The following is a 21091-nucleotide window of genomic DNA, read 5'->3' as shown; positions in this document are numbered from 1 at the left end:
AGAATCAAGCCGACTACTGGGCAAGCTCCAGCCGGTACACGGTGTCGTCGAAGCTCAGCACATACAGCTCGCCAGCCGCGTCCTCACCGAAGGAGACCAGGGTGACCGGGTCGACGGAAAGGCCGAGCTCTTTTCTGGTGTCCACTCCTTGGGCATCAACGGTGAGACCCCACAGGCGACCTTGGCAGAAATCGCCGAATACGTAGGTGCCCACCAGGCTGGGTATGGCCGAACCCCGGTACACGTGGCCGCCGGTTATGGAGCAGCCCGTGTCGTGGTCGTACACGTGAACGGGGAAGTCCAAATCTTCGGGAGTTTCGACGCCGGAGAACCGGACGTGGCCTTCGAATAGCGGCCATCCCAAGTTGGCCCCTGGCTTCCAGCCGTCGGCGGCCCGCAGTACGTGGACTTCTTCCCACTCGTTTTGTCCCACATCTGCGATCCACAGATCGCCGGTGGTCCGGTCGAAGGAGAATCGCCAGGGGTTGCGAGCCCCGTAGTGCCAGATCTCAGCTCGCCCCCCGCCGTCGGCAAACGGGTTGTCGGCGGGAATGGAGTAATCCGCGTTGCCATCGGCCTCGGGGTCGATGCGGATCATGGCGGCTAGCAGGGTGTCCAGATTCTGGCCCTGGTTGAACATGTCATCTCGGCCACCACCGTCGCCGAATCCGATCCACAGGTAGCCGTCGGGCCCGAAGGCGATATGGCCGCCATTGTGGTTGCAGGCCGGCTGGTCGACGCCCAGCACCGTCCGGCCCTGGTCGCCCTGAACCCACTGCCCGCTCATGGGGTACTCCACAATCAGGCTGTCGCCCCTCAAGTCGGTGGAGCTCACGTAGAGCTTCGATCCGTCAGGGGAGAAGGCGATGCCCAACAGCCCTTCTTCGCACTCTGGATTGGTTTGGTCGCTGATATCCAGCACCATCTCGGGAGGTTCATCCCCGTCAGCGTTCATCAGCCACACTTGGCCCTCCCGGGTGGCCACGTAGAGGTCTCCGCTGGTGCCGCCGGTGCCCGGTCGGGCGACGAGCGCCATCGGGTCGGTGAGCGATGCCACCGGGGTCAACACCAGGTTCGCCTCTTCAGGCTGGACGGCCACCGTGCCGTGTTCGTCCTCGCCTGGGTCGGGGGCCGGGTCGGTCGCAGGGGAGTCAGCCGGCTGACCTCCAGCAACGGTTGGGGCGTCCGGTCCCGAATCGGGAGCAGGGCCTGTCGGTGCTGCTGCACCAGCGGTAGCCGCTACCGTGGCCGCGACTTGTGGCTCCGCGTTGCGCCGGTTGTCCTCGCTGTCGCCGCAAGCGCCAACTAGCAGGCAAATCCCGGCGACTGCCACCACCATTTGCCGGCCGCGGCTCATGGCTGCTTCCGCAGGGGCCGGATCAAGCCCTCTTGCACCACTGAGGCCACCAGTTCGCCGGTGCGGTTCCACGCCGTGCCCCACGCCAGGCCCCGGGCATTGGAGGCCGAGTTGGACACCTGGTCCAAGAAGATCCAGTCATCCATTCGCAGCGGCCTATGGAACCACATGGCGTGGTCGAGGCTGGCCGCTTGGATGTCGATCTCGTTGCCCCTCACCGGCAGCGCCTTGGTGGCGGTGTCCAGCACGGTCATGTCGCTGGCGTAAGTGAACATGCAGGTGTGTAGTACAGGGTTTTCGGTCAGCGTGCCGGTGGCCCGCAGCCACACCTGCAAGCGGGGCTCTCGGCTCTGGCCCCGTTCCGCGGGCGAGCCGGTCACGTAGCGCAGCTCGATGGGGCGGATCATCCGGCCTTGGTCGTCCACCGGGAAACCGTCCCAAACGAACGGTTCCAACTCTTCGGGGTCGGGGATGCCTGCGGGAAGGTCAGTCTGGTGCTCGAAGCCCTCTTCTTGTTTGTGGAAGGAGGCCGACATGGCGAAGATGGGCTGGCCGTGCTGGATGGCGGTCACCCGGCGGGTGGTGAACGATCGGCCGTCTCGTACCCGCTCCACCAGATACACCAGGGGGGCAGCCACATCGCCGGGACGGATGAAGTAGGCCTGGAGGCTGTGGACCGAGCGATCCTCCACCGTGCGGGTGGCCGCTACGAGGGCTTGGCCGGCCACCTGACCGCCGAACACCCGCTGGCGGTCTTCTTGGGGGCTGACTCCCCTGAAGATGTCCTCCTCGATGGGCTCCAGATCCAGCAGTTCGATGAGCGCATCTACCTCTGCTTGCATGACCGACTGATCCTACCGTCAGAGTTAGGCAAACCTTATGGCCTAGTGGTCGGATTTGAGAGGGGCTGGGGTACGCTTGTTTCTCCCCATGACGCTTCTTGTCTCTGCTCGCGCTCACGTCTTGGAAAACTGGCGCCGCCTGCTGCGCTACTGCGGCACATCGGCGGTGGGAGTGGTGCTGGGTCAGACCATTCTTCGGGTGTGCTACGACCTGTTCGGCTGGTCGGGGCTGTTGTCCAACCTGGTTGCCTTCATGATCGCCAATATCCCCGTCTATTTCCTGTACCGGGGGTGGGTGTGGGACAGCAGCGGTCCTACGCAATGGGGCCGAGTAGTACTGCCCTTCTGGCTGGTCTCGCTGGCTGGGCTGGCCCTGTCGTCGCTGGCCGTGGGCTTGGTGGACGCCGCCACCGACAACGGCTGGTTCATCACCGCGGCGTCGGTTGGCGCCTTCGGCACGGTATGGCTGGTGAAGTACGCGGTGTGCGACCAGTACTTGTTCGGTCCAGCGCTCGACGGCGAGTCAGTTGACATGGGCCTCGAGACTCAAGACGATGGAACCCAGTCGGCGGGCGTTCGCTGAGGGCGCCCGGGGGTTCATGCACCCCGACGAGGGAATGGCGCTGCACCAGGCCGCCTGCGACTTGGAGGTCGACGGGCCGCTGCTGGAAGTGGGCAGCTACTGCGGCAAATCGTCGGTGTATCTGGGCGATGCCGCTCAAGCCCAAGGCCGACTGCTGTTCGCCCTCGACCACCACCGGGGCTCCGAGGAGAACCAGCCGGGCTGGGAGTGGCACGAGCCCGATCTCGTCGATCCCGCCGTCGGCCTGATCGACACCCTGCCCCATTTCCGGCGTACCGTGTATGAGGCCGGGTTGGAAGGGAGCGTGGTGGCTTTAGTGGGCGACTCAGTGGCCATTGCCCAGAACTGGTCCACCCCGCTGGCCTTCTTATTCATTGACGGCGGCCACGGCACCGAGCCGGCCCACGCCGACTATGAGAATTGGGTGCCCCACGTGGCCATCGGCGGGCGGTTGGCCATCCACGACGTGTTTCCCAACCCCGCCGATGGCGGCCGCCCGCCCTACGAGATCTACTGCCGGGCCATGGCCTCCGGTGCTTTCAGAGAAAACCCAGTCACCGGCTCCCTCAGGGTCCTCACCCGCGTCGCCCCGGGCATCTGATCTACTCAGTTTCAAGCAGGTCCTTAGTCGCCTCACTACCGTTGCGGCGTGAATCAAGAACAAAGGCTGGCATCAGGCGAAGCGTGGCAGGAGTTCAGCGACCGTTTGAAGGCCGCGGGCGACCGGCTGCTGGAAGACGACTTTCCGGCGGGAGCGGCTGATCTGGCCGAGGGCTACCGGCACTTGGGCCGGCTGCTGATGCAGGGGTGGGTCGAGCAGGTTGAGTTTGGCGACCGGGATTTCCCGGTCATGTACCGCCACAACGACGACGTGATGCGCTGGGGTGGCCCCAACGTGGACAACACCTATTGGCGGGCCCACGTGAGTGTTGAGCACTCCTATCGGATCAATGGGTGGCTGCCGCCAGGGGCGATGTTCGTGATCCAAAGCGCCCACGGCGAGATGCACCAGAACCGGTTGGGCATCACCGCCGAACGCTCGAGCGACGATTTCGCGGTGGATCCCGATGGCAGTTTCACCTTCATCGCCAGTGCAACTCCCCACGACGGCAACTGGCTCCCCATCGACGAGCACACCGACCACATCTCCGTGCGGGAGTACAACGTGGACTGGGGAGTGGACGAGCCGGGCCGGTTTGTGGTTGAGCGGGTGGGCAGTGAAGGTGAGCGCCCTGAGCCGCTCGATCCGGCTGGCTTCGCCGAGGGTTTGGACCGGGCCATGGCCTGGGCCGAGGACGCCCTGGTGTTTTGGAACCAGTGGATGGAGCGCAGCCGCCGAGCCGCCCCGCCCAACGTGTTCTACGGCCCCCGCTCGGTACCCGGCGGGGCCGACGCCATCGGCTACGGCGGCTGCTCCTATGAACTGGGGCCCGACGAGGCCCTGGTAGTGACTTGCGACGTGCCCGACGCCCAGTACTGGTCGTTCATGCTCTACAGCTACGCCTGGTTCGAGTCGCTGGACTTCGCCAACCGCACCGTGAGCCTCAACAACGCCCAGATCGCGGTGGACCCCGACGGCCGCTTCCGCATCGTGGTGGCCCACCACGACCCCGGCGTGCAGAACTGGCTCGACACCGAGGGCCGCCCCGAGGCTCTCATCACCTTCCGCTGGGTCCTCAGCTCCTCCATGCCCACCCCCGAGGGCCAAGTAGTCCCCTTCATGGAGGTCGACTCCCACCTCCCCGACTTCGTGACCCGCTTCACCCCCGACCAACGCGCCACCCAAATCGCCTCCCGCCGCCAGTCCCGCGCCCACCGCTTCCGCTGCTGAACTTCATTGGCGCGGTTAAGCCTGTAGCGCGATATAGCCTCGCTCCCATGATTTCCTGGAGCATTTGGAGAATCCCTGCTCTTGTTGCCTGCTTCCTTTTGATGGCCGCGGCCTGCGGGAGCGACGACAACGGGCAGGCTTACGAGGCTGACCGGGTTGGTGCCACAGCCTCGGCCAGCATTGTCAACCCCGATGGCGACGTTGTGGGCAGCGCCGAGTTTGAGCAGGGGCCGACAGGAGTGCTGATTACGATGTCGATGAGTGGCCTCACCCCCGGCGCGCACGGCATCCACCTGCACGAAGTTGGTGCCTGCACTCCCGACTTCAAGGCGGCCGGCGGTCACCTCACGGCCACCGATGAAGCCCAGCACGGCCTGAAGAACCCTGAGCGCACGGTGGACAACCACGACAACGGCGACCTACCCAACCTGTACGCGGCGGCCGACGGCATTGCCCAAGCCGAGTTCTTCACCTCGCTGGTGACCATTTCTGGCGGGTCAATGCCCGCACTGCTTGATGCCGACGGTTCCACGTTGGTCATCCACGAGAACCCCGACGATCACCTCACCCAGCCCATCGGCGGCGCTGGCGGCCGCGTGGGTTGCGGCATCATCCGCTAGCCAGCGAGCAGTTCTCAGAGATTCCCTGGCTGTAAGGCAGCGCGTACCAATTGCTCCACCGCATCGGCAACAGTTTCGGGGTTTTCGTGTTCCCAGAAGCGCAGCACGGTCCAGCCGGCTTCTTGGAGGTGGGCGTCGGTGTCTTGGTCGCGGGCGATATTGCCGGTGATCTTGGCTGACCAGTACTCGGGGTTGGTGGCCGGTTGAGTGTGGTGCTCCGGGCAGCCGTGCCAGTAGCAGCCGTCCACGAACACCGCGATCTTGGCCTTGCGGAATACAAGATCGGCCGTCCGGCGTAGCTCCGGTAGCGGCCGAGAGGCCACCCGATAGCGCAACCCTCGCCGATGAACCGCCGAGCGAACCGCCAATTCCGGCTTGGTGTCGCGGCTGCGATTCCCCTGCATCGACTTTCGGGTCGCCTCCGACGAAGCCCAAGACCCCTCCGGCAACCCGCTCATGGGCTGATGGTAGCGACGCTCCGCGGGGGCGTCCTTAGCCGATGGTGATTAGTTCGGGGAGGGTGCGGTGGTTGGAGAAGAGGGTGGAGGCGGGGGAGGCGCCGGATAGGGCATCGGCGGCCAGGATGACGGCGGCGGCGGTGTAAGAGGTGCGCTCATCCGCGGGGAAGTGGACCCGCTCGGGATGGACCATGCCGGTGAAGTAGGAGCCGTCGTCGGCTCGCAGGTTTTGCACCCACTCGAACATCTCGGCGGCGACATCTCGTCGCCCCACGCCCAGATGGGCGATGACGCTCTCGCAGGTCTCCGCGGCGGTGACCCAGGGCCTGTCCGACACGCAGCGCACTCCGAGGCCGTCCATCACGAAGGTGTCGAAGCGAGAGGCCAGCATGGTGCGACCCTCCTGGCCGGTGACCACGCCGGCCAGAACGGGGTAGTACCAATCCATGGCCCAGCGGTGCTTGGGGGCGAAGGCATCGGGCTGAGTTCGGATCACATCGGCCAGCCGGGCCGCGCTCAGTTCCCAGTCGGGCCGCTCGTGGCCCAACTCCTCGCCGGTGGCGATGGCGGCTCGCAGGCTGTGGCAGATGCTGGACGAACCGGTCAGCAGGGCGAACGACCACGGCGTGCCGTCGGCGTGGCGGGCCCAGCGGATCTCCCCACGGGGGAGCTGCAAATCGAGCACGAAGTCCACGGCCCGCTCCACCACCGGCCACATCGACTCTAAGAAGCTCCGGTCGCCGGTACACAGGTAGTGGTGCCACACGCCGGCAGCCACGTAGGCCACGCAGTTGGCATCTAGCTTGTCTTGCTCCACGCCGTCGGCCACGTAGTACTGATGCCAGGCGCCATCGGGCCGTTGATGGTCCGACAACCACTGGTAGGCCCGCTCGGCTTCGGCCCGACGGCCCATCACGGTGAGGGCCATGGCGGCTTCCACGTGGTTCCACGGGTCGGCATGGCCGCCGGGGAACCAGGGGATCATGCCATTAGGCAACTGCCAATCGGCGATGCTGTCGGCGGTTTGCTCTAGCTCGGTTGCCGACAAAACGCCGGCCACGCAAGGCCCAGCAGAATCGCTACCTCCAAGGGTAGGGGACTCAGCATCGGCAAGTTCGGTCTCCCTGTGGTTGTGGGGTTCAGACGGCGACAAGCTCGGTCTCCCTTGAACTCTGTGATCCTGGCTTCCGGCTATAAAGAACCAGGCTCTTGCCCAGCACTGGACTCAGGACCCGTTCGGCTATTCGGGTGATTCTTGGTTGGCGAACAATATCCCATTCCAAGAGCCGGCGATAAGCCGCCACCAGCCGATGGTAGTCGCGGTCGGGACCCACCGCGCACCGCAGCCACCAGTAGGGGCTGTGCAGCGCGTGGGCGTGATGGCCCGAATAGGGAGCCAGGCCTGCTTGTCGGAGCCGACGCCGGAGTTCGCTGCGCCGGTAAATCCGCACATGGCCGCCCACCGCCTTGGGGGCGTGGTACTCATCCGAGAGCGCCCAGCACACTTTTTCGGGGAACCAGGTGGGAACCGTTACCGCCAGCACCCCGCCGGGGCGCAGAATCCGGGTCAGCTCGGCCAGCGCCTGTTCGTCGGAGTCCACGTGCTCCAGCACCTCGGAGGCGATGACCCGGTCGAACGACTGGTCGGGAAACGGAAGCCGGGTGGCATCACCCTGGGCGGCTTGGCACGTTCCTTGGTACTGCTCTCCGGCATCCGACATGGCCGCGAACGTGGCCCGAACCTCGGACAGTTCGGCCGACGCCAGATCACAGGCCACCACATGGGCGCCCTGCCGGGCGGCCTCATAAGCATGACGCCCAAACCCGCATCCCAAATCGAGCAGCCGTTCGCCTGGCTTCAGACCCAAGCGGTTGTAGTCAACGGTCAGCATGATCGAACTGGAAATCGCCGAGAGTATTCGTGCCTATCGGCCAGGCCGCCATTCGTCGAGCAGTGCCCGGTAGTGCTCCACCGTCTGGTCGGCGGTGTGACGCCAGCTCCACCGGCCAATCACCCGCTCCCGTCCCGCCGCTCCGATGCGGGCGGCCATTTCGGGATTGTCCAGCACTCTGCTCAGCGCCGCGGCCAACGCCTCGCTGTCGCCGGGCGGCACCGACACACACGTTTCGCCGTCGGGGCCGGCCACTTCGGGCAGCGCTCCTCCCGTGGTGGCCACCAGCGGCGTGCCGCTGCACATGGCCTCGATGGCCGGCAGCGAGAACCCTTCGTACAGCGATGGCACCACCGCCACCGAGCTGGTGGCATACAGCTCCACGATGCGCTCGTCGGGCACCCCGGAGATGAACTCCACCACCTGGCTCAGGCCCAGATTGTGGATGGCTTCGGCTGAGGTGCCCCCCTCGCGGGGCTTGCCGATGACGATCAGGCGAACGTCCCGCTCGGTGCGCAGCTTGGCCACTGCCTCCAACAGGTAGCGCAGGCCCTTCATGGGCACATCGGCGCTGGCGGTGGTGATGATCTGCTCGGGCTTGCGGTCTACGCCGGGCAGCGGGCGGAACTGCTCGGGGTCCACCCCCACCGGAACCACGTGCATCAGGCGGCGGGGCACCTTTTGGTCTCGGGTGATGTCGTCGCGCGACGACTCCGAAACGGTGATGATGCGCCGGAGGCGCCGGGCCACCCGGGCCTGCATCCGGGTGAAGGAGTACCAGCGCCGCTTGCCCAGCCGCTCTATCGGGCTACGGGCGTGTTCGAGCTCCAGTTGGCGGTCGACGGTGATGGGGTGGTGGATGGTGCCCAGCACCGGCAAGCCATCGCGTTCCATGGCCAGCAGCCCGTAGCCCAGCGACTGGTTGTCGTGTACCAGGTCGAAATCCCCCACTCGGGAGCGCAGCATCTGCCACGCCCGGATGGAGAAGGCCAGCGGCTCCGAGAAGGCACCGGTCATGAACGAACCCACCTCGGCGGCGTCGGCCCACGTCTTGATCTCCCAGAACCCCGGCATCCGCCCCGGATGGGCATCGTTGAAGATGTCCAGGCTGGGGAGCTCGTGCAGCGGCACCCGCTCATCGAGCACCGGATAGGGCTGTCCGCTCAGCACCTCCACGTGGTGGCCGAGGTCGGTCAGTGCCCGGCTGAGATGGTGGACGTACACCCCCTGTCCACCGCAGTGGGGCTTGCCCCGGTACGACAAAAGGGCGATTTTGAGCGGGCGATCCGCCGAGACCATAGCCCCACAAGGCTTTCGGAATTCGGTGGGTTTGGCAAATGCTCAGATGCTCCGACTGACCGCTATCTTGGCCCTGTGCGAGCGCTGGTGCAGCGGGCCGCCGAGGCCCGGGTTCGGGTAGACGGCGAAGTGATCGGGGAGATCGGTCCTGGGCTGTGCTGTCTGGTGGGCGTGACCCACGATGACGACGCCGACACGGTGAAGAAGATGGCCGGCAAACTGTGGAACTTGCGCATCTTCACCGACGAGAACGGGCACATGAACCTGTCGGTGGCCGACACCAGCGGCGAGCTGCTGGTGGTGAGCCAGTTCACCCTCTACGGCGACATCAGCCGGGGCCGCCGCCCCTCATTCCTCGGTGCCGCCGCCCCCGACCAAGCCGCTGTCCTGGTCGACGACCTCGTTGTCGAACTCCGCAACCTGGGCGCCACCGTCGCCACCGGCTCCTTCGGCGCAATGATGGCCGTCGAGTTGATCAATGACGGCCCCGTCACCCTAATGGTGGAGGTCTGATCAGCGGGATTGGCGGCGGGGAGGGGTGGTGGTCCTTGAGTGAGCTATCCAGGCCGCCAGCAGGGCAGCTAGGGCGAGGGCGAACATGGGCCAAGGGCCGGCTCGAGTGGCGAGGGTTTGGCCGGAGCGGAGCTCGATTTCGGCTTGTATGACCTTGCGCTCGGAGACGGCGGTGCGCTGGTAGACGTTGCCGTCGGGGTCGACGAAGGCGCTGAACCCGGTGGGGGCCGACTGCACTACCCAGCGGCCGGTCTCCAAAGCCCGCAGCCGGGAGCTGGCGATTTGCTGGGTCTGCACGATGGTGAGCCAATAGCTGGCCCCGTTGGTGGGGTTCAACAGCACTTCGCCGCCGTTGCCGATGGCGTCTCGGGCCCGATCCTCGAAGAAGATCTCCCAGCTAATGGACACCCCGAGGCGGCCCACGGGGGTGTCCACCACTGCGGGGGTGTCACCTCGGCGCATGTCTCGGGCTGGCAGATAGTCGGGGGCCAGCGGCTCGATCAACGACCGCAGCGGCACGTACTCCCCGAACGGCACCAGTCGGACCTTGTCGTAACGGTCCACCTGGGTGCCGTCGGGGGCGAACACCGCGGCGAAATTGGCCGCTTCGGTGTCCGACACGTCCTCAACCACTCCGGCCACCAGCGTGGTGTTGAGCTCGCGGGCCAGCTCAGCCAGCCGCAGGCGCTCCCGGCTGTTGGCGAACAGGCCATGCACGTCCACCACGTCTTCGGGCCACACCACCAAGTCCACCGGCTGCCGCACCAGTTGGCTGGCCTCGAGGTGCCGCGCGAACACCACCCCAGGCTCAGTGTTGACCGCCCGGGTCCGCTGTGGCCCGCCTCCCTGCACCACCGCCACGTCGATGGTGCCGGTGGCCGAGCCCCGGGGGGCCAGAGCCGCCCAGCCCCAAAACCCCAGCACCACCACTGCCAAGGCCATTGCCGCCTGCCAGCGGCGATCGAGCGCGGCAGCCAGCACCATGGCGATGGCCGCACACACCCCCACCAGCAGCAACGGTCCGAGCACCCGCACAGTGGTGGCCCACGGAGTATCCACCTGGCTCATGGGCAGGGTGGCCAGCGGCACCCCCCCAAACGGCCACCGCCAGCGAATCGCTCCGGCCAGCACAAACAGGCCGGGTAGCGCCAGCCATCGGCTGCGCCCCGGCGGACAAGCCGCCCCGGCGAGGCCGTATAGCGCGGAGAACACCACACACACCGCCAGATAGCCGGGCAGGGTGAAGTCGACCATCCAGAGCGTGGCCGGGAACAGCCAGCCCGCCCCGAATCCAAACCCCCGCCACGCCCGGGCCCAAATCGGCTGGTCGGCAATGAGGCGCTCGAATACCAGCAATCCCACCAAAGCCAGCGGCCACCATCCCCACGGAGGCATCGACAGCGCTACCAGCCCGCCCGCCGCCAGGGAGCCCGCCGCGGTCCACCCGCTGGTGCGAACCCACACAGCAAGTCGCGGGCTGCTCATCGGCTGCTCATCGGCTGCTCATCGGGCGACCGCGCCGTCGGACACACTGGCCCGAGCTGCCTGTCGCCCTTGGTTGATGCAAGCCGGAATCCCCAAGCCTCGAGCCCAAGCCCCGGTCACCCGCAACCAGGGGGCGTCTTGGCTCAGCGCCCGCTCGATGTCGGCCACGAGTTCCAGGTGGCCGGGCCGGAACTGGGGCAGAGACCGCTCCCAACGGCTGATTCTCACCGCGTGGGGCTCGGCATCCAGACCCATGGTGAGGGACAGGTCGTCCACCACTGCCTCCAGCAGGGCGTCGTCGTCGAGGGCCAGTGCCCGGTCGTCGCCAAACCGTCCAGCCGACACCCGCAGTACAACCGTGTCAGCCGTCCCGACGTGAGACCACTTGCTCGATGCCCACGAGCAGGCGGTGATGGTCCGGCCCTCAACCGCGGGCACCAGATAGCCCGAGCCCGCCATGGGGTGATCGACATCGGCGGTGTCAAACGCCAGCGACACCAGCACCACCGACGCGTAGTCGATGCTGTGCAATAGATCGGCCGCGGTTGCCGATACCGGGGCTACCAGCGCGCTAGCCGCTCCTGCCGGGAGGGTCACGATCATCTGGTCGGCGTCCAACTCGCTCAGGTCGACCACCGGGGACGACAGCCGCAGCCGTTGCTCTAATCGTCTGGCCAATTCATCGGTCAATCGCCCCACACCGTCGGGCAGGGAGTAGAACACCGGCGCGTCTGGGTCGGCGGTTGACGACGCGGCCAGCCGACGCATCTCCCGCACCAAGCTGGGGCCCCGAGCCGCGGCTTCGGCCAACTGGGGCACGGCCGCCCTCACGCTCAAGTCGTCGATTGAAGAGGCGTTGATGCCCCCGATCAGCGGATCCACCAACCGGTCGGCCACCTCGTCGCCCAACCGGCGCCGCACCAGCCCGCCAACCGACTCGTCTTCTGCCAACGGCGACCCAGCCAAATCGGGCTCTTGGCGGGCGCGGTCCACTCCATCGGCCGACACGATCCCGGAGGCGGCCAAAGTGTCGAAGTCCAATGGCACCCCCAGCACGTTGGGCTGGGGCACTGCCCGCAGCGCTCCTCGGGAATACACGAACGCCGCCCGCTGGGCCGGCGACACCAGATCGGCGGCCAAGCCCAGCTCCTGGCAGAGATCCACCGCCCACGGCACCCGGGCCAAGAACGCATCTGCTCCTTCATCCACCGGCTGCCCAGCCAGCTCAGAGGTGAGAATTCGCCCCCCCGCCCGCTCGGCTGCCTCATATACCACCACCTCGGCGCCGGCCTTGGCCGCCTCGTAGCCTGCGGCCAACCCGGTGATCCCCGCCCCGACAACGGCAACTTTCACAGAGACACCCTCATGGCGCGGCCATGTCCTGGGGTGCCGCTTCTCCTCCTGGGTCCTTCACGGCAAGGCCTTGTATCTGTGGACCAACTCCACCACTTGTTCCAGCGTCTCGGGATCGGTTTCGGGCAGTACGCCGTGGCCCAGGTTGAACACGTGACCCGGCTGTCCGGCGTTGCGATCCAGCACGTCGGTGGCCCGGTCGGCCACCACCGGCCACGGGGCCAGCACCGCGGCGGGATCCAAGTTGCCCTGCACGGCCACATCGGGTCCGAGTCGCTCCCGAGCGTCGTCCAGGTGAACCCGCCAGTCCACCCCCACTACATCGGCCCCAGCTTTGGCCAACAGTTCCAGCAGCTCGCCGGTGCCCACCCCGAAGTGGATGCCCGGCACCCCATCGCCCCGGTTGCCCAACTCGGCGAACACTCGCTGGCTGGCTGGCAGCACGAACTGCCGGTATTCATCGGGGGCCAGCGCACCGGCCCAGGAATCGAACAATTGGAACGCCGCAGCGCCGGCATCGAGCTGCGAGCCAATGGACGCAATAGCCAGATCGGCCAATCGGTCCATCAGCGCGGCCCACAGGTCGGGTTCGCTGTGCATGAACCGCTTGGTGAGGGCGTGGGTGCGAGACGGCCCTCCCTCCACCAAATAGGAAGCCATGGTAAACGGCGCCCCGGCGAAGGCGATCAACGGGACGTCGAGCTCCGCCACCAGGTTGCGCACCGTTTCCAGCACATACGGGGTGTCGGCGTCGGGATCGAGCGGGCGCAGCCGATCCAGGTCGCGGGCCTCGCGGAACGGATGCTCCACAACCGGCCCCACCCCGGGCACGATGTCGACGCCGAACCCGATGGCATGAGTGGGAACCACGATGTCGGAGTACAAGATGGCCGCGTCCACCCCATAGCGGCGCACCGGTTGAAGGGTGATTTCGGTGGCCACCTCGGGACGAGCGATGGTGTCCAGCATCGAGCCCTCCCCCCGGATGGCCCGGTACTCAGGCAACGATCGCCCCGCCTGGCGCATGAACCACACCGGCACCCGCTCCACCGGCAGCCCGCGACACGCCCGCAAAAAGGCGTCATTGGCGATGGAGGAACCGGCAGCCACGCATAAACGGTACTGACATATGGGTTGGCCGGTACCATCCATGCGGTGCGCCGGTCTATTGACGATTACCCCTTCGACCCGGCCGACCTCCCGCCCGGCGACGACGACGAGTTCTCCCCGGTGTCGTGGGCGGTGGCCATCGCCGACGACTACGAAGACGCCACTCCCCGGGTGGTGCTCACCGTGGAAGAGGTAGGCCAAGCCGGCTATGGCCTAGTGGCCCACCTGTCCCCACCCCTGGCCCGCCGCCTCCAAGCCGCCATCGGCGACGCCCTCAAAGAGATCGGCGAGGGTGGAACTCTTTGAGCACCACTGGTGAGGGTTTGTCAACTCCGTCCGTCAGTAGCGCTCGAAGCGGGCGTTGAGTCTTGACATGTCATCGTGGTCTGTGGTGAGGATGAATGTGCCCAAGCCCTCTGCGACCACGGCGAGGTGGGCGTCAACCACATCTGAGGTACCGGAGTCGGCAAGCCTGAGTCCCACGCCCACCGACTCGTCGAAAGGGTGGATAGAGAAGTAGCGCAGCGCGCGGGCCAAGTTCGCTTGTTTCGCGGGCTCTCGCCAAACCTGAGCGAGCACCGGATGGGTCGTGTGTAGATCGTCACCGCGCTCAGCGGCCCGCTTGATTAGAGCCCACAGTCGGGAGTTAAGTTTTTCGCTATCGAGGATCAGCGGACCAGCGTCAACGATCAACGATCCACCCCCTGTCGGTCGAGTACGCCGTCGGCCCACTCGAGATGCTCGGAGCTGATGGGGCCTTCATCTGCCTCCCACGAAGCGATCATGTCGAGCATTGCGCGACTGCTGCGGCGGCGCTTCACCTCGGCGAGAAGAGACCGCTTGATGGCCAGCTTCTTGGTGCCGTCCAATGCCACCAGTTCGGCGAGTGCTGCTTCCATCTCGTCATCGAAGTTGATGGTTGTCTTAGAAGCCATATAAGTACGGTATTATAACCGTATATATATGGCAACCGCTATGGATTGTCCTGGCTTCTTGACGTGCCAGAAAGCGCTCCTCAGGCGGCGATCTGTCAGCGTCTGGGCGGTGGTTCGGGGGGTTGTTGCCAGGGGGGTCGTAGGTGGGGGCGGCCGGTGTCGGGGTGATGTTCGACATCCCAGTTGCGGTGGTGGACTTTGTGGTGGCAGTCGTGGCAGAGCTGCACGAGGTTGTCGGATTGGGTGGGGCCGTCGTCTTGCCAGTGGATGATGTGGTGGGAGACGCACCACTCGGGCTCGGCTCGACAGCCGATGCAGCCTTGGTCCCGAGCAGTAATGGCGGCTCGAAGTTGGGGACTGGGGTGGCGTTGGCGGCCCAGTGAGAGGCATTGCAGGTCGGCATCGAAGATCCCGGTGAGGATTTCGGCGTCGCAGGCCAGCTTGCGGAACTCATCTTGAGGCAACGGGGTGCCATCGGCCAACCGAGGATTGCCAAGTTGACGGTCGATGGCGTCGTAGTCGGCCAGGATCAACAGGCTGGTCGGCTGGGGCTGCTCGGTCTCTCCGTCTGAAGTACGGGTCAGCAGCCCAGAGATTGCATCGGCCCGGCGATGGCGGGCTTCGAGCCGCTCACGGCCGGTGGTGGCGTGCCAGGCCATGTCGGTCTTGTGGTTGAGCGCAGCCCGGATGCCTTGCGCAGCGACCGGGTCGAACAGAGCGAACAGTCGCCACATGCCGTCGTCCTGCTCGGTGAAGCTGGCGGTGCGTTTTCTCCGTTGGCGCTCGAGCCGCTTGGCACCGTCTGTATCGCCAGACATCTCGTCTTGGTGCTCGCGTACCGTGCGCCGCAATTGCTCGGGGGTCTGGTGCTCGGCCGCGGCCAGCATCTTGTCCTCGTCCAGGGGCCCTGCTTGTGCCGCAGTTCCCAGGATGCGGGCGTGCTCGGAGGTGATGCGGCTGTCAGAGAGCGCTCCCCGAGTGGCCGCCAGCGATTCCAACTGTTCAGCGTCGCGCATGGTGCGTTGGGCCTGCTGGCCCGACTGGCGGAGCTCAGATTTCAATGTGTTGGCCGTGTCATACGGGCTGGTGCGTCGCTTCTTTTCCGCCACCGCCTCCGCCAAGAACCCATCCAACTGATTCCGAGCCCGCCCGATCTGACGCAACCGCAAATCCAGGGAAGCATCGTCCAACCCGGCGATCTCCACCGCATCAACATGCACGCCAGTGCTGGCGTTTCGCCTGGTCAACGTCCCAGATTCCATGCCCACCAGTCTACCGACACCAGTGACAGTATCTACATGACATTTCTCGTGAACAATGAGAAACATCCAATTTGCAGTCAAAACATATGAATCTCGACAATTTTCAGTCGAGTGTTGGCAGGGCAAAGCCGACACATAGCCGACACATAACTGTCAACGTCTAGCATCCCCACCGTGCCACAAGAATTGTCTGCCGGACACGATTAGGCAGGCCGCCGCACTGTGACCGAAGAGGGAGTTGCTCAAGCCGTCGAAAACACCTCCAGTCGTGTTGGATCTGACGTTGCTGATGGTCTGAGCAGCAAGATCGAAGCCCAGCGTCTTCTCATGAGACTGTCTCGCTGCCTTGCCATCGACCTTGAGGTATCGAAGGAAACCGAGCACATCCACGCCTTTGCCGGAGTACGCCGTGATACCGGGAAGTCCGTTGTATTCCCCTCAGGGGGCCGCCGGTTTGAACAGGCGCTGGCTGAGCTAGACGATCTCGCCAAAGGTGCAGATTTCTTGCTCAATCACAATCTCATCGACTTCGACTTGCCCCGACTGCAAGCCAAAAAGCCCGATCTGCGCCTGCTGCGACTGCCGGCAATAGACACGCTGTGGCTCAATCCACTCGCCTTTCCTCGCAACCCATACCACCATCTGGTCAAGCATTATCAAGACGGGCAGCTCAACTCTGAGCGCAAGAACGACCCGAAACAAGACGCCGAACTGGCTTTGCAGGTCTTCTCTAACCAGCAAAAAAAGCTGCTGGAGGCACCATCCGACCTACTGGCCGCCTGGCACTGGCTCACGGGGGGGCAGCCCGAAACCGGCTTCGACTTTTTCTTCGAGTGCTTACGTAGATCACCCCGGCCATCCGATGCGGAGGGCCGGGAGGCGATCCAGGCCCGCCTCGAACACATCGCCTGCCGCACGTATGCCAACGAAGCCATCGCATCAGCCGATCAGCACAGTTGGCCGCTCGCCTATGCCTTGGCGTGGCTGTCGGTAGCAGGGGGCAACTCGGTCATGCCATCTTGGGTTAGGCACCAGTTTCCCAAGGCCGGGCAACTGGTTCGACGACTCCGTGATCGCAGATGCCCCGACCGGGGATGTCCCTGGTGCCGAGAGCGCCACAATGCCTCTGAGGAACTGAAGCGTTTCTTTGGCTTCGACGCCTTCAGACCAGAACCGGAAGACCCGGAACGGCAAGGACATTCATTACAGCAGTCCATTGTCGAGTCAGCAATGGAGGGTCGCCATGTTCTGGGAATCCTGCCCACGGGTACGGGCAAGTCGTTGTGCTACCAGATACCGGCCCTTTCACGATACGAGAAGACCGGGGCAGTAACCGTGGTCATCTCACCGTTGGTGGCTCTGATGGTCGACCAGGTTGCCGGACTAGAAGCCCATAGCATCGACTCCTGCATCACGATAAACGGCCTGTTGTCAATGCCAGAGCGAGCCGATGCACTGGAAAAGCTCAGGCTGGGAGACGCATCCATCGTATTGATCTCTCCCGAGCAGTTGCGCAGCGTCTCGTTTCGACGGGCCTTGGAACAACGCGAAATAGGTGCCTGGGTTCTCGACGAGGCTCACTGCCTCTCCAAGTGGGGCCATGACTTCCGCCCCGATTATCGCTATGTGGGGCGCTTCATCGATGAACGGGCCGAAGGCGGGTTGATTCCCCCAGTTATGTGCCTGACTGCCACGGCCAAACCGGGGGTCAAAGAAGAGATCCTGGATTACTTCAGGGACAAGCTCGGCATCATGTTGCACGACTTCGACGGTGGCAGTCGCCGAACGAACCTTGATTTTGTGGTGGTGGAGACCACCAGATCCCAGAAGTCCAACGACATTCACATGATCTTGGCCAAGCACTTGCCCCCAGACCGCCAAGGCGGCGCGATCGTGTATTGCGCCACGCGGCGGCGGACCGAAGAACTGGCGAATTACCTGCGAGAGCACGAGGTCTCAGCCGACCGCTTCCACGCGGGGTTGCAGCCCGAGGAGAAGAAGACCGTCCAAGACGAGTTCATCAGGGGTGATCTGCGGGTGATCGCCGCCACCAACGCCTTCGGAATGGGTATCGACAAGCCCGATGTCCGGTTGGTGATCCACGCTGACATACCGTCGTCGTTGGAGAACTACTTGCAAGAGGCAGGGCGTGCGGGGAGAGACCAGCAAGAAGCCCATTGTGTGCTGCTCTACACCAAAGACGATGTGGAGCGGCAGTTCGGCATGTCTGCTCGCTCCCGGCTAACCCGGCGCGACATTCACGGGGTCCTTCGAGCCCTGCGCCGGCTGGGTCGTCGCAACAAGAGCGACGAAGTGGTCGCCACCATGGGAGAGATCCTCATCGAAGACGAAGACAAGGAATTCCGGCGGGATTCTGCTACCGACGACACCCGAGGACGGACCGCCCTCGCCTGGTTGGAGGAGTCAGAGTTGCTCACTCGGGAGGAAAACCGAGTCAGAGTCTTCCCGTCTTCGCTACAGGTGAGCACGGTCGAGGAGGCCCGGAAGAAGCTCGACGCCAAGCCGATCAGCGATGGCTACCGCGCCCAACTCCTCGCCATCGTGAAGGCGCTGATCGAAGCCGACCCCGACGAGGGCATTTCCACCGACGTGCTGATGAGCACAATCGGTTTCGAACCCAAACGGTTGCGAGGCGCGCTCCATGACCTGGAGAACTTTGGAATCGCCAGCAATGAAACCGGGTTGACCGCTTTCGTCCACGCCGGCGTCACGCGGAGTTCGAAGAAGCGATTCGCCGAGGCGGCCGCAGTGGAGGAGAAGCTCATAAGCCTCATGCAAGAGATGGCCCCCGATATGGGAGTGGGTGACAGCGCGCCGCTGAACCTTCGGGTGGCCACCCAGAGGATCAAAGACGACGGCCACGACAATGTTCGTCCTGAGTACGTGACTCGCATCCTGCGCGGAATCGCCGGCGACGGACGGGGCGAGAGGGGTGTCGGCGGCAGCATCAGCGTGAACAAGCTCGACGCCGAGAGCGTTTGGGTGACGTTAAAGCGAGAGTGGCGCTCCCTTGCCGACATTGCCCAGCGCCGGCGTTCTGGTGCGAAGCGTCTGCTTGAGCACCTCCTGTCGAGGTTGCCGCCGGGCAAGCGTCGCGGGACCGATTTGCTGGCTGAAACCACGCTGGGGGAGCTGGTTAGATCGGTAGACAGCGATCTAACCCTGAGGGGGCAGGTGAACGACGTTCGCAAGCTTGTGGACCGCTCCCTCATGTGGCTGCATGAATTGGAGGTCATAAGGCTCAATAAGGGCCTCACCGTGTTCCGCCCGGCGATGACCATCCGCCTGGAAGCGAGGCACAAACAACGTGGCTTCGCCAACGCCGACTTTCAGTCTCTACAGATTCACTACGACCAAACAGTGCGCCAGATACATGTCATGGCCGAATTCGCGCAGCGGGGCCTCCAGGACATGGCTGACGCCTTGCGTCTATCTCTCGATTACTTCGCTCTCGGCGACGAAGAGTTCATTCGCCGCTGGCTCCCTGATCGTGAACGAGAGTTGTCCCGCCAAACCTCTCCAGAGTCGTGGCACAACATCGTCGAGAGCCTGAAGAATCCCTCTCAGCGACGCCTAGTGGCCGACGACCGCGAGACCACGAACGTGCTGGTGCTGGCCGGGCCCGGCTCAGGAAAAACCCGGGTGCTGGTACATCGAATCGCTTATCTAGTTCGAGTGAGGCGCGAAGACCCTCGGGGCATCCTTGCCTTGGCCTACAACCGGCATGCCGCAGTTGAGATACGTCGCCGACTTGCTGAGTTGGTTGGAGACGACTCGCGAAGGGTGCTGGTGCTTACCTGCCACGCCCTGGCCATGAGGCTTGTTGGCACCAGCTTCGCCGAGCGGGCCGACCGCCCCGAAAGTGAGCAGTTCCAAGACATCCTCAGGCAGGCCACTGCCCTGCTGCATGGCGAAGGGCTGGCAACAGAGGAGGAGGCAGAGGAGTCGCGGGCCCGGCTGCTGGCGGGGTTCCGCTGGATTCTGGTGGACGAATACCAAGATGTCGGCCGCGACGAGTACGACCTCATCTCGGCCCTAGCTGGCCGGACTCAAGCAGACGCCGATGCCAAGCTGACCTTGTTCGCGGTGGGCGACGACGACCAGAACATCTATGCCTTCAAGGGTTCGTCGGTGCAGTTCATTCGCAACTTTGAACAGGACTACGAAGCCAAACCCGCCTTCCTCACCGACAACTACCGATCTACCCAACACATCATCAAGGCCGCCAATGCGGTTATCGAGCCAGCACAAGATCGCATGAAGCGGGACAACGAGATCCGAATCGACAAACAGCGCGCCAAATACCCACCGGGCGGCATTTGGGCCGAGCGCGATCCCATAGGTGGTGGGAGGGTTCAAATCCTGACCGCCAGACGCGACGCGGGCTCACAGGCGCAGGGGCAGGCGGTTATGGCCGAGCTCCAGCGAATGGCAAGCCTCTCGTCAGACTGGGATTGGTCAACCTGTGCCGTGATTGCTAGGGAGTGGAACTATCTGCAACCAATTCGCAGCATCTGCGAGCTTGACGGCATACCGGTTCAGATGGCGAACGAAGAACTCCCCAGCGTTTGGCATCTTCGCGAGACCCAGGCCCTCTTGGATTGGCTCCGCGAGCGCGATTCTCAGTGGATCGTCAATTCCGACTTGTGCAACTGGGTGAGCAAACAAGAGCCCACCCCTTGGACTGAACTCTTGAAGGATGCCGTTGACGAGCACCAGATGGAGTTCGGTTCAGGCCAGGTTCCAGTGGACACATTCAGAGAATGGCTGGCCGAATGGGGGCGCGAGGTGCGCCGGCGCCAGCGAGGAATACTGCTTTGCACCGCCCATAGGGCAAAGGGACTTGAGTTCGATCACGTTGTGGTGCTTGACGGTGGCTGGGACCGCGGCGGACAAGATCAAGACCCTGACGCCGAGCGCCGCCTGTACTACGTGGCCATGACCCGGGCCCGCCAAACCCTTGCCCTCGGGTACCTCGGCAAACCAAATGCGATGCAGGAGGCGCTGCGGAGTAGCACAGCGGTGAAGTGGCGAGAGCCCATCGCGGTTCCACCACCGCCAATAGAGTTGGCCCGCCACTATCGACAGTTGAATTTGAAGAACGTCTACCTGAGCTTCGCGGGTCGAATGCCACCCGACCATCGGGTGCATCGCGCTCTTGCTGCGCTCTTGCCAAATGACCCGCTACAGGTGCAGCTGAAGTCAGAAAGGTGGGAACTGCTCGATGATGCCGGGGTGGTGGTGGGGACGCTGGCCAAGTCATTCAAACCACCAGAGGGTATGACCTGCACCGGTGCCACGGTTCTGGCTATTGCTTCCTGGGGCCGTCAGCACTCAGAGCCGCAATACCAAGAGCAGCTCAAGAGCGACACATGGGAGGTCGTGGTGCCCGAGCTCATCTTTGAACCATCCTGAGTCTCACGGAGATCGGCGAGCCTGCCACGCCCTAACCCGTCAATTTCGTATTAGACTTGAACGTTCACTGGTTTTGAACTCAGTCTGAGGAGTCTCCGATTCATCCGGATCACGC

General features: G+C 64.4%; 19 protein-coding genes. 7 read left to right on the top strand and 12 right to left on the bottom strand.

The genetic code is table 11. The annotated features are described in order from the left end of the window. Positions 1-13: 13 nt before the first annotated feature. Both ACOQPI_RS17020 and ACOQPI_RS17015 read right to left on the bottom strand, forming a co-directional pair. On the bottom strand, positions 14-1357 hold the full coding sequence (locus ACOQPI_RS17020) for a PQQ-dependent sugar dehydrogenase (RefSeq protein ID WP_420620801.1): 1344 nt from the start codon (positions 1355-1357) through the stop codon (positions 14-16). After that, on the bottom strand, positions 1354-2199 hold the full coding sequence (locus ACOQPI_RS17015; protein WP_420620800.1) for an acyl-CoA thioesterase: 846 nt from the start codon (positions 2197-2199) through the stop codon (positions 1354-1356). Before ACOQPI_RS17015 ends, ACOQPI_RS17020 begins: the two co-directional genes overlap by 4 nt. A gap of 88 nt (positions 2200-2287) precedes the next feature. Here ACOQPI_RS17015 and ACOQPI_RS17010 point away from each other — a divergent pair, with 88 nt between their 5' ends. From ACOQPI_RS17010 to ACOQPI_RS16995, 4 genes are read left to right on the top strand one after another with little or no spacing between them, the layout of a single operon-like run. Beyond that, the gene (locus ACOQPI_RS17010; RefSeq protein ID WP_420620799.1) at positions 2288-2782 is read left to right on the top strand and encodes a GtrA family protein; all 495 of its coding nucleotides are present in this window, start codon (positions 2288-2290) and stop codon (positions 2780-2782) included. Continuing rightward, positions 2754-3383: a class I SAM-dependent methyltransferase gene (locus tag ACOQPI_RS17005; RefSeq protein WP_420620798.1), complete on the top strand. Its 630-nt coding sequence runs from the start codon at positions 2754-2756 to the stop codon at positions 3381-3383. The genes ACOQPI_RS17010 and ACOQPI_RS17005 overlap by 29 nt, the downstream gene beginning before the upstream one ends. A 48-nt stretch (positions 3384-3431) precedes the next feature. Continuing rightward, positions 3432-4613: a DUF1214 domain-containing protein gene (locus tag ACOQPI_RS17000; protein ID WP_420620797.1), complete on the top strand. Its 1182-nt coding sequence runs from the start codon at positions 3432-3434 to the stop codon at positions 4611-4613. Between the two features lie 47 nt (positions 4614-4660). Continuing rightward, entirely contained in the window at positions 4661-5233 is a 573-nt protein-coding gene (locus ACOQPI_RS16995; protein ID WP_420620796.1) for a superoxide dismutase family protein, read from the top strand. Positions 5234-5247: 14 nt separating this feature from the next. Here ACOQPI_RS16995 and ACOQPI_RS16990 read toward each other — a convergent pair whose 3' ends face one another. The 4 genes from ACOQPI_RS16990 to ACOQPI_RS16975 all read right to left on the bottom strand — a co-directional run bounded on the left by ACOQPI_RS16990 (position 5248) and on the right by ACOQPI_RS16975 (position 8882). Continuing rightward, a complete protein-coding gene (locus ACOQPI_RS16990) occupies positions 5248-5691 on the bottom strand; it encodes a very short patch repair endonuclease (RefSeq protein WP_420620795.1) in 444 nt (147 codons plus the stop codon). A 34-nt stretch (positions 5692-5725) separates the two neighbouring features. After that, positions 5726-6751 (bottom strand): prenyltransferase, encoded by a 1026-nt coding sequence (locus tag ACOQPI_RS16985; protein WP_420620794.1) that lies wholly within the window; start codon positions 6749-6751, stop codon positions 5726-5728. Positions 6752-6830: 79 nt separating this feature from the next. Continuing rightward, positions 6831-7583 carry a class I SAM-dependent methyltransferase gene (locus tag ACOQPI_RS16980; protein ID WP_420620793.1) on the bottom strand — a complete coding sequence of 251 codons (753 nt, stop codon included), beginning with the start codon at positions 7581-7583 and terminating at the stop codon, positions 6831-6833. 33 nt (positions 7584-7616) lie between these two features. Next, the gene (locus ACOQPI_RS16975) at positions 7617-8882 is read right to left on the bottom strand and encodes a glycosyltransferase family 4 protein (RefSeq protein ID WP_420620792.1); all 1266 of its coding nucleotides are present in this window, start codon (positions 8880-8882) and stop codon (positions 7617-7619) included. A gap of 75 nt (positions 8883-8957) precedes the next feature. On the opposite strand from ACOQPI_RS16975, the gene dtd reads away from it, so the two are divergent. Beyond that, the gene (dtd, locus tag ACOQPI_RS16970) at positions 8958-9395 is read left to right on the top strand and encodes a D-aminoacyl-tRNA deacylase (protein WP_420620791.1); all 438 of its coding nucleotides are present in this window, start codon (positions 8958-8960) and stop codon (positions 9393-9395) included. Here the strand turns inward: dtd and lnt are convergent, their stop codons facing one another. Genes lnt through hemE form a run of 3 tightly spaced genes read right to left on the bottom strand, consistent with a single transcriptional unit; the run spans position 9396 to position 13385 of the window. After that, positions 9396-10880, bottom strand: coding sequence for an apolipoprotein N-acyltransferase (lnt, locus tag ACOQPI_RS16965; RefSeq protein WP_420620790.1), 1485 nt, complete (start codon positions 10878-10880; stop codon positions 9396-9398). An 18-nt stretch (positions 10881-10898) separates the two neighbouring features. Further along, positions 10899-12233 carry a protoporphyrinogen oxidase gene (gene hemG / locus ACOQPI_RS16960; protein WP_420620789.1) on the bottom strand — a complete coding sequence of 445 codons (1335 nt, stop codon included), beginning with the start codon at positions 12231-12233 and terminating at the stop codon, positions 10899-10901. 57 nt (positions 12234-12290) lie between these two features. Continuing rightward, entirely contained in the window at positions 12291-13385 is a 1095-nt protein-coding gene (gene hemE / locus ACOQPI_RS16955) for a uroporphyrinogen decarboxylase (RefSeq protein WP_420620788.1), read from the bottom strand. On the opposite strand from hemE, the gene ACOQPI_RS16950 reads away from it, so the two are divergent. Beyond that, positions 13368-13649 (top strand): hypothetical protein, encoded by a 282-nt coding sequence (locus ACOQPI_RS16950; protein WP_420620787.1) that lies wholly within the window; start codon positions 13368-13370, stop codon positions 13647-13649. The two genes, hemE and ACOQPI_RS16950, sit on opposite strands and share 18 nt — an antisense overlap. Before the next feature lie 33 nt (positions 13650-13682). On the opposite strand, the gene ACOQPI_RS16945 is transcribed toward ACOQPI_RS16950, so the two are convergent. The 3 genes from ACOQPI_RS16945 to ACOQPI_RS16935 all read right to left on the bottom strand — a co-directional run bounded on the left by ACOQPI_RS16945 (position 13683) and on the right by ACOQPI_RS16935 (position 15540). Continuing rightward, on the bottom strand, positions 13683-13880 hold the full coding sequence (locus tag ACOQPI_RS16945) for a hypothetical protein (protein WP_420620786.1): 198 nt from the start codon (positions 13878-13880) through the stop codon (positions 13683-13685). A gap of 152 nt (positions 13881-14032) precedes the next feature. Next, a complete protein-coding gene (locus ACOQPI_RS16940; RefSeq protein ID WP_420620785.1) occupies positions 14033-14278 on the bottom strand; it encodes a hypothetical protein in 246 nt (81 codons plus the stop codon). A gap of 95 nt (positions 14279-14373) precedes the next feature. Further along, positions 14374-15540 (bottom strand): HNH endonuclease, encoded by a 1167-nt coding sequence (locus tag ACOQPI_RS16935; RefSeq protein WP_420620784.1) that lies wholly within the window; start codon positions 15538-15540, stop codon positions 14374-14376. 327 nt (positions 15541-15867) lie between these two features. On the opposite strand from ACOQPI_RS16935, the gene ACOQPI_RS16930 reads away from it, so the two are divergent. Then, positions 15868-20976, top strand: coding sequence for a RecQ family ATP-dependent DNA helicase (locus ACOQPI_RS16930; RefSeq protein WP_420620783.1), 5109 nt, complete (start codon positions 15868-15870; stop codon positions 20974-20976). Positions 20977-21091 lie beyond the last annotated feature (115 nt).

Source organism: Candidatus Poriferisocius sp. (genome assembly GCF_965219815.1).
In the GTDB taxonomy this organism is placed as follows: Bacteria; Actinomycetota; Acidimicrobiia; order Acidimicrobiales; family Bin134; genus Poriferisocius.
This window is presented reverse-complemented; position numbering and strand designations above follow the sequence as displayed.

Bases quoted from the DNA above. Each gene is read 5' to 3' on its own strand.
- ACOQPI_RS17020 (WP_420620801.1), bottom strand. From the start codon at position 1,357: ATGAGCCGCGGCCGGCAAATGGTGGTGGCAGTCGCCGGGATTTGCCTG.
- ACOQPI_RS17015 (WP_420620800.1), bottom strand. From the start codon at position 2,199: ATGCAAGCAGAGGTAGATGCGCTCATCGAACTGCTGGATCTGGAGCCC.
- ACOQPI_RS17010 (WP_420620799.1), top strand. From the start codon at position 2,288: ATGACGCTTCTTGTCTCTGCTCGCGCTCACGTCTTGGAAAACTGGCGC.
- ACOQPI_RS17005 (WP_420620798.1), top strand. From the start codon at position 2,754: ATGGAACCCAGTCGGCGGGCGTTCGCTGAGGGCGCCCGGGGGTTCATG.
- ACOQPI_RS16995 (WP_420620796.1), top strand. From the start codon at position 4,661: ATGATTTCCTGGAGCATTTGGAGAATCCCTGCTCTTGTTGCCTGCTTC.
- ACOQPI_RS16990 (WP_420620795.1), bottom strand. From the start codon at position 5,691: ATGAGCGGGTTGCCGGAGGGGTCTTGGGCTTCGTCGGAGGCGACCCGA.
- ACOQPI_RS16980 (WP_420620793.1), bottom strand. From the start codon at position 7,583: ATGCTGACCGTTGACTACAACCGCTTGGGTCTGAAGCCAGGCGAACGG.
- ACOQPI_RS16975 (WP_420620792.1), bottom strand. From the start codon at position 8,882: ATGGTCTCGGCGGATCGCCCGCTCAAAATCGCCCTTTTGTCGTACCGG.
- lnt (WP_420620790.1), bottom strand. From the start codon at position 10,880: ATGAGCAGCCCGCGACTTGCTGTGTGGGTTCGCACCAGCGGGTGGACC.
- hemE (WP_420620788.1), bottom strand. From the start codon at position 13,385: ATGGATGGTACCGGCCAACCCATATGTCAGTACCGTTTATGCGTGGCT.
- ACOQPI_RS16940 (WP_420620785.1), bottom strand. From the start codon at position 14,278: ATGGCTTCTAAGACAACCATCAACTTCGATGACGAGATGGAAGCAGCA.
- ACOQPI_RS16935 (WP_420620784.1), bottom strand. From the start codon at position 15,540: ATGGAATCTGGGACGTTGACCAGGCGAAACGCCAGCACTGGCGTGCAT.
- ACOQPI_RS16930 (WP_420620783.1), top strand. From the start codon at position 15,868: ATGAGACTGTCTCGCTGCCTTGCCATCGACCTTGAGGTATCGAAGGAA.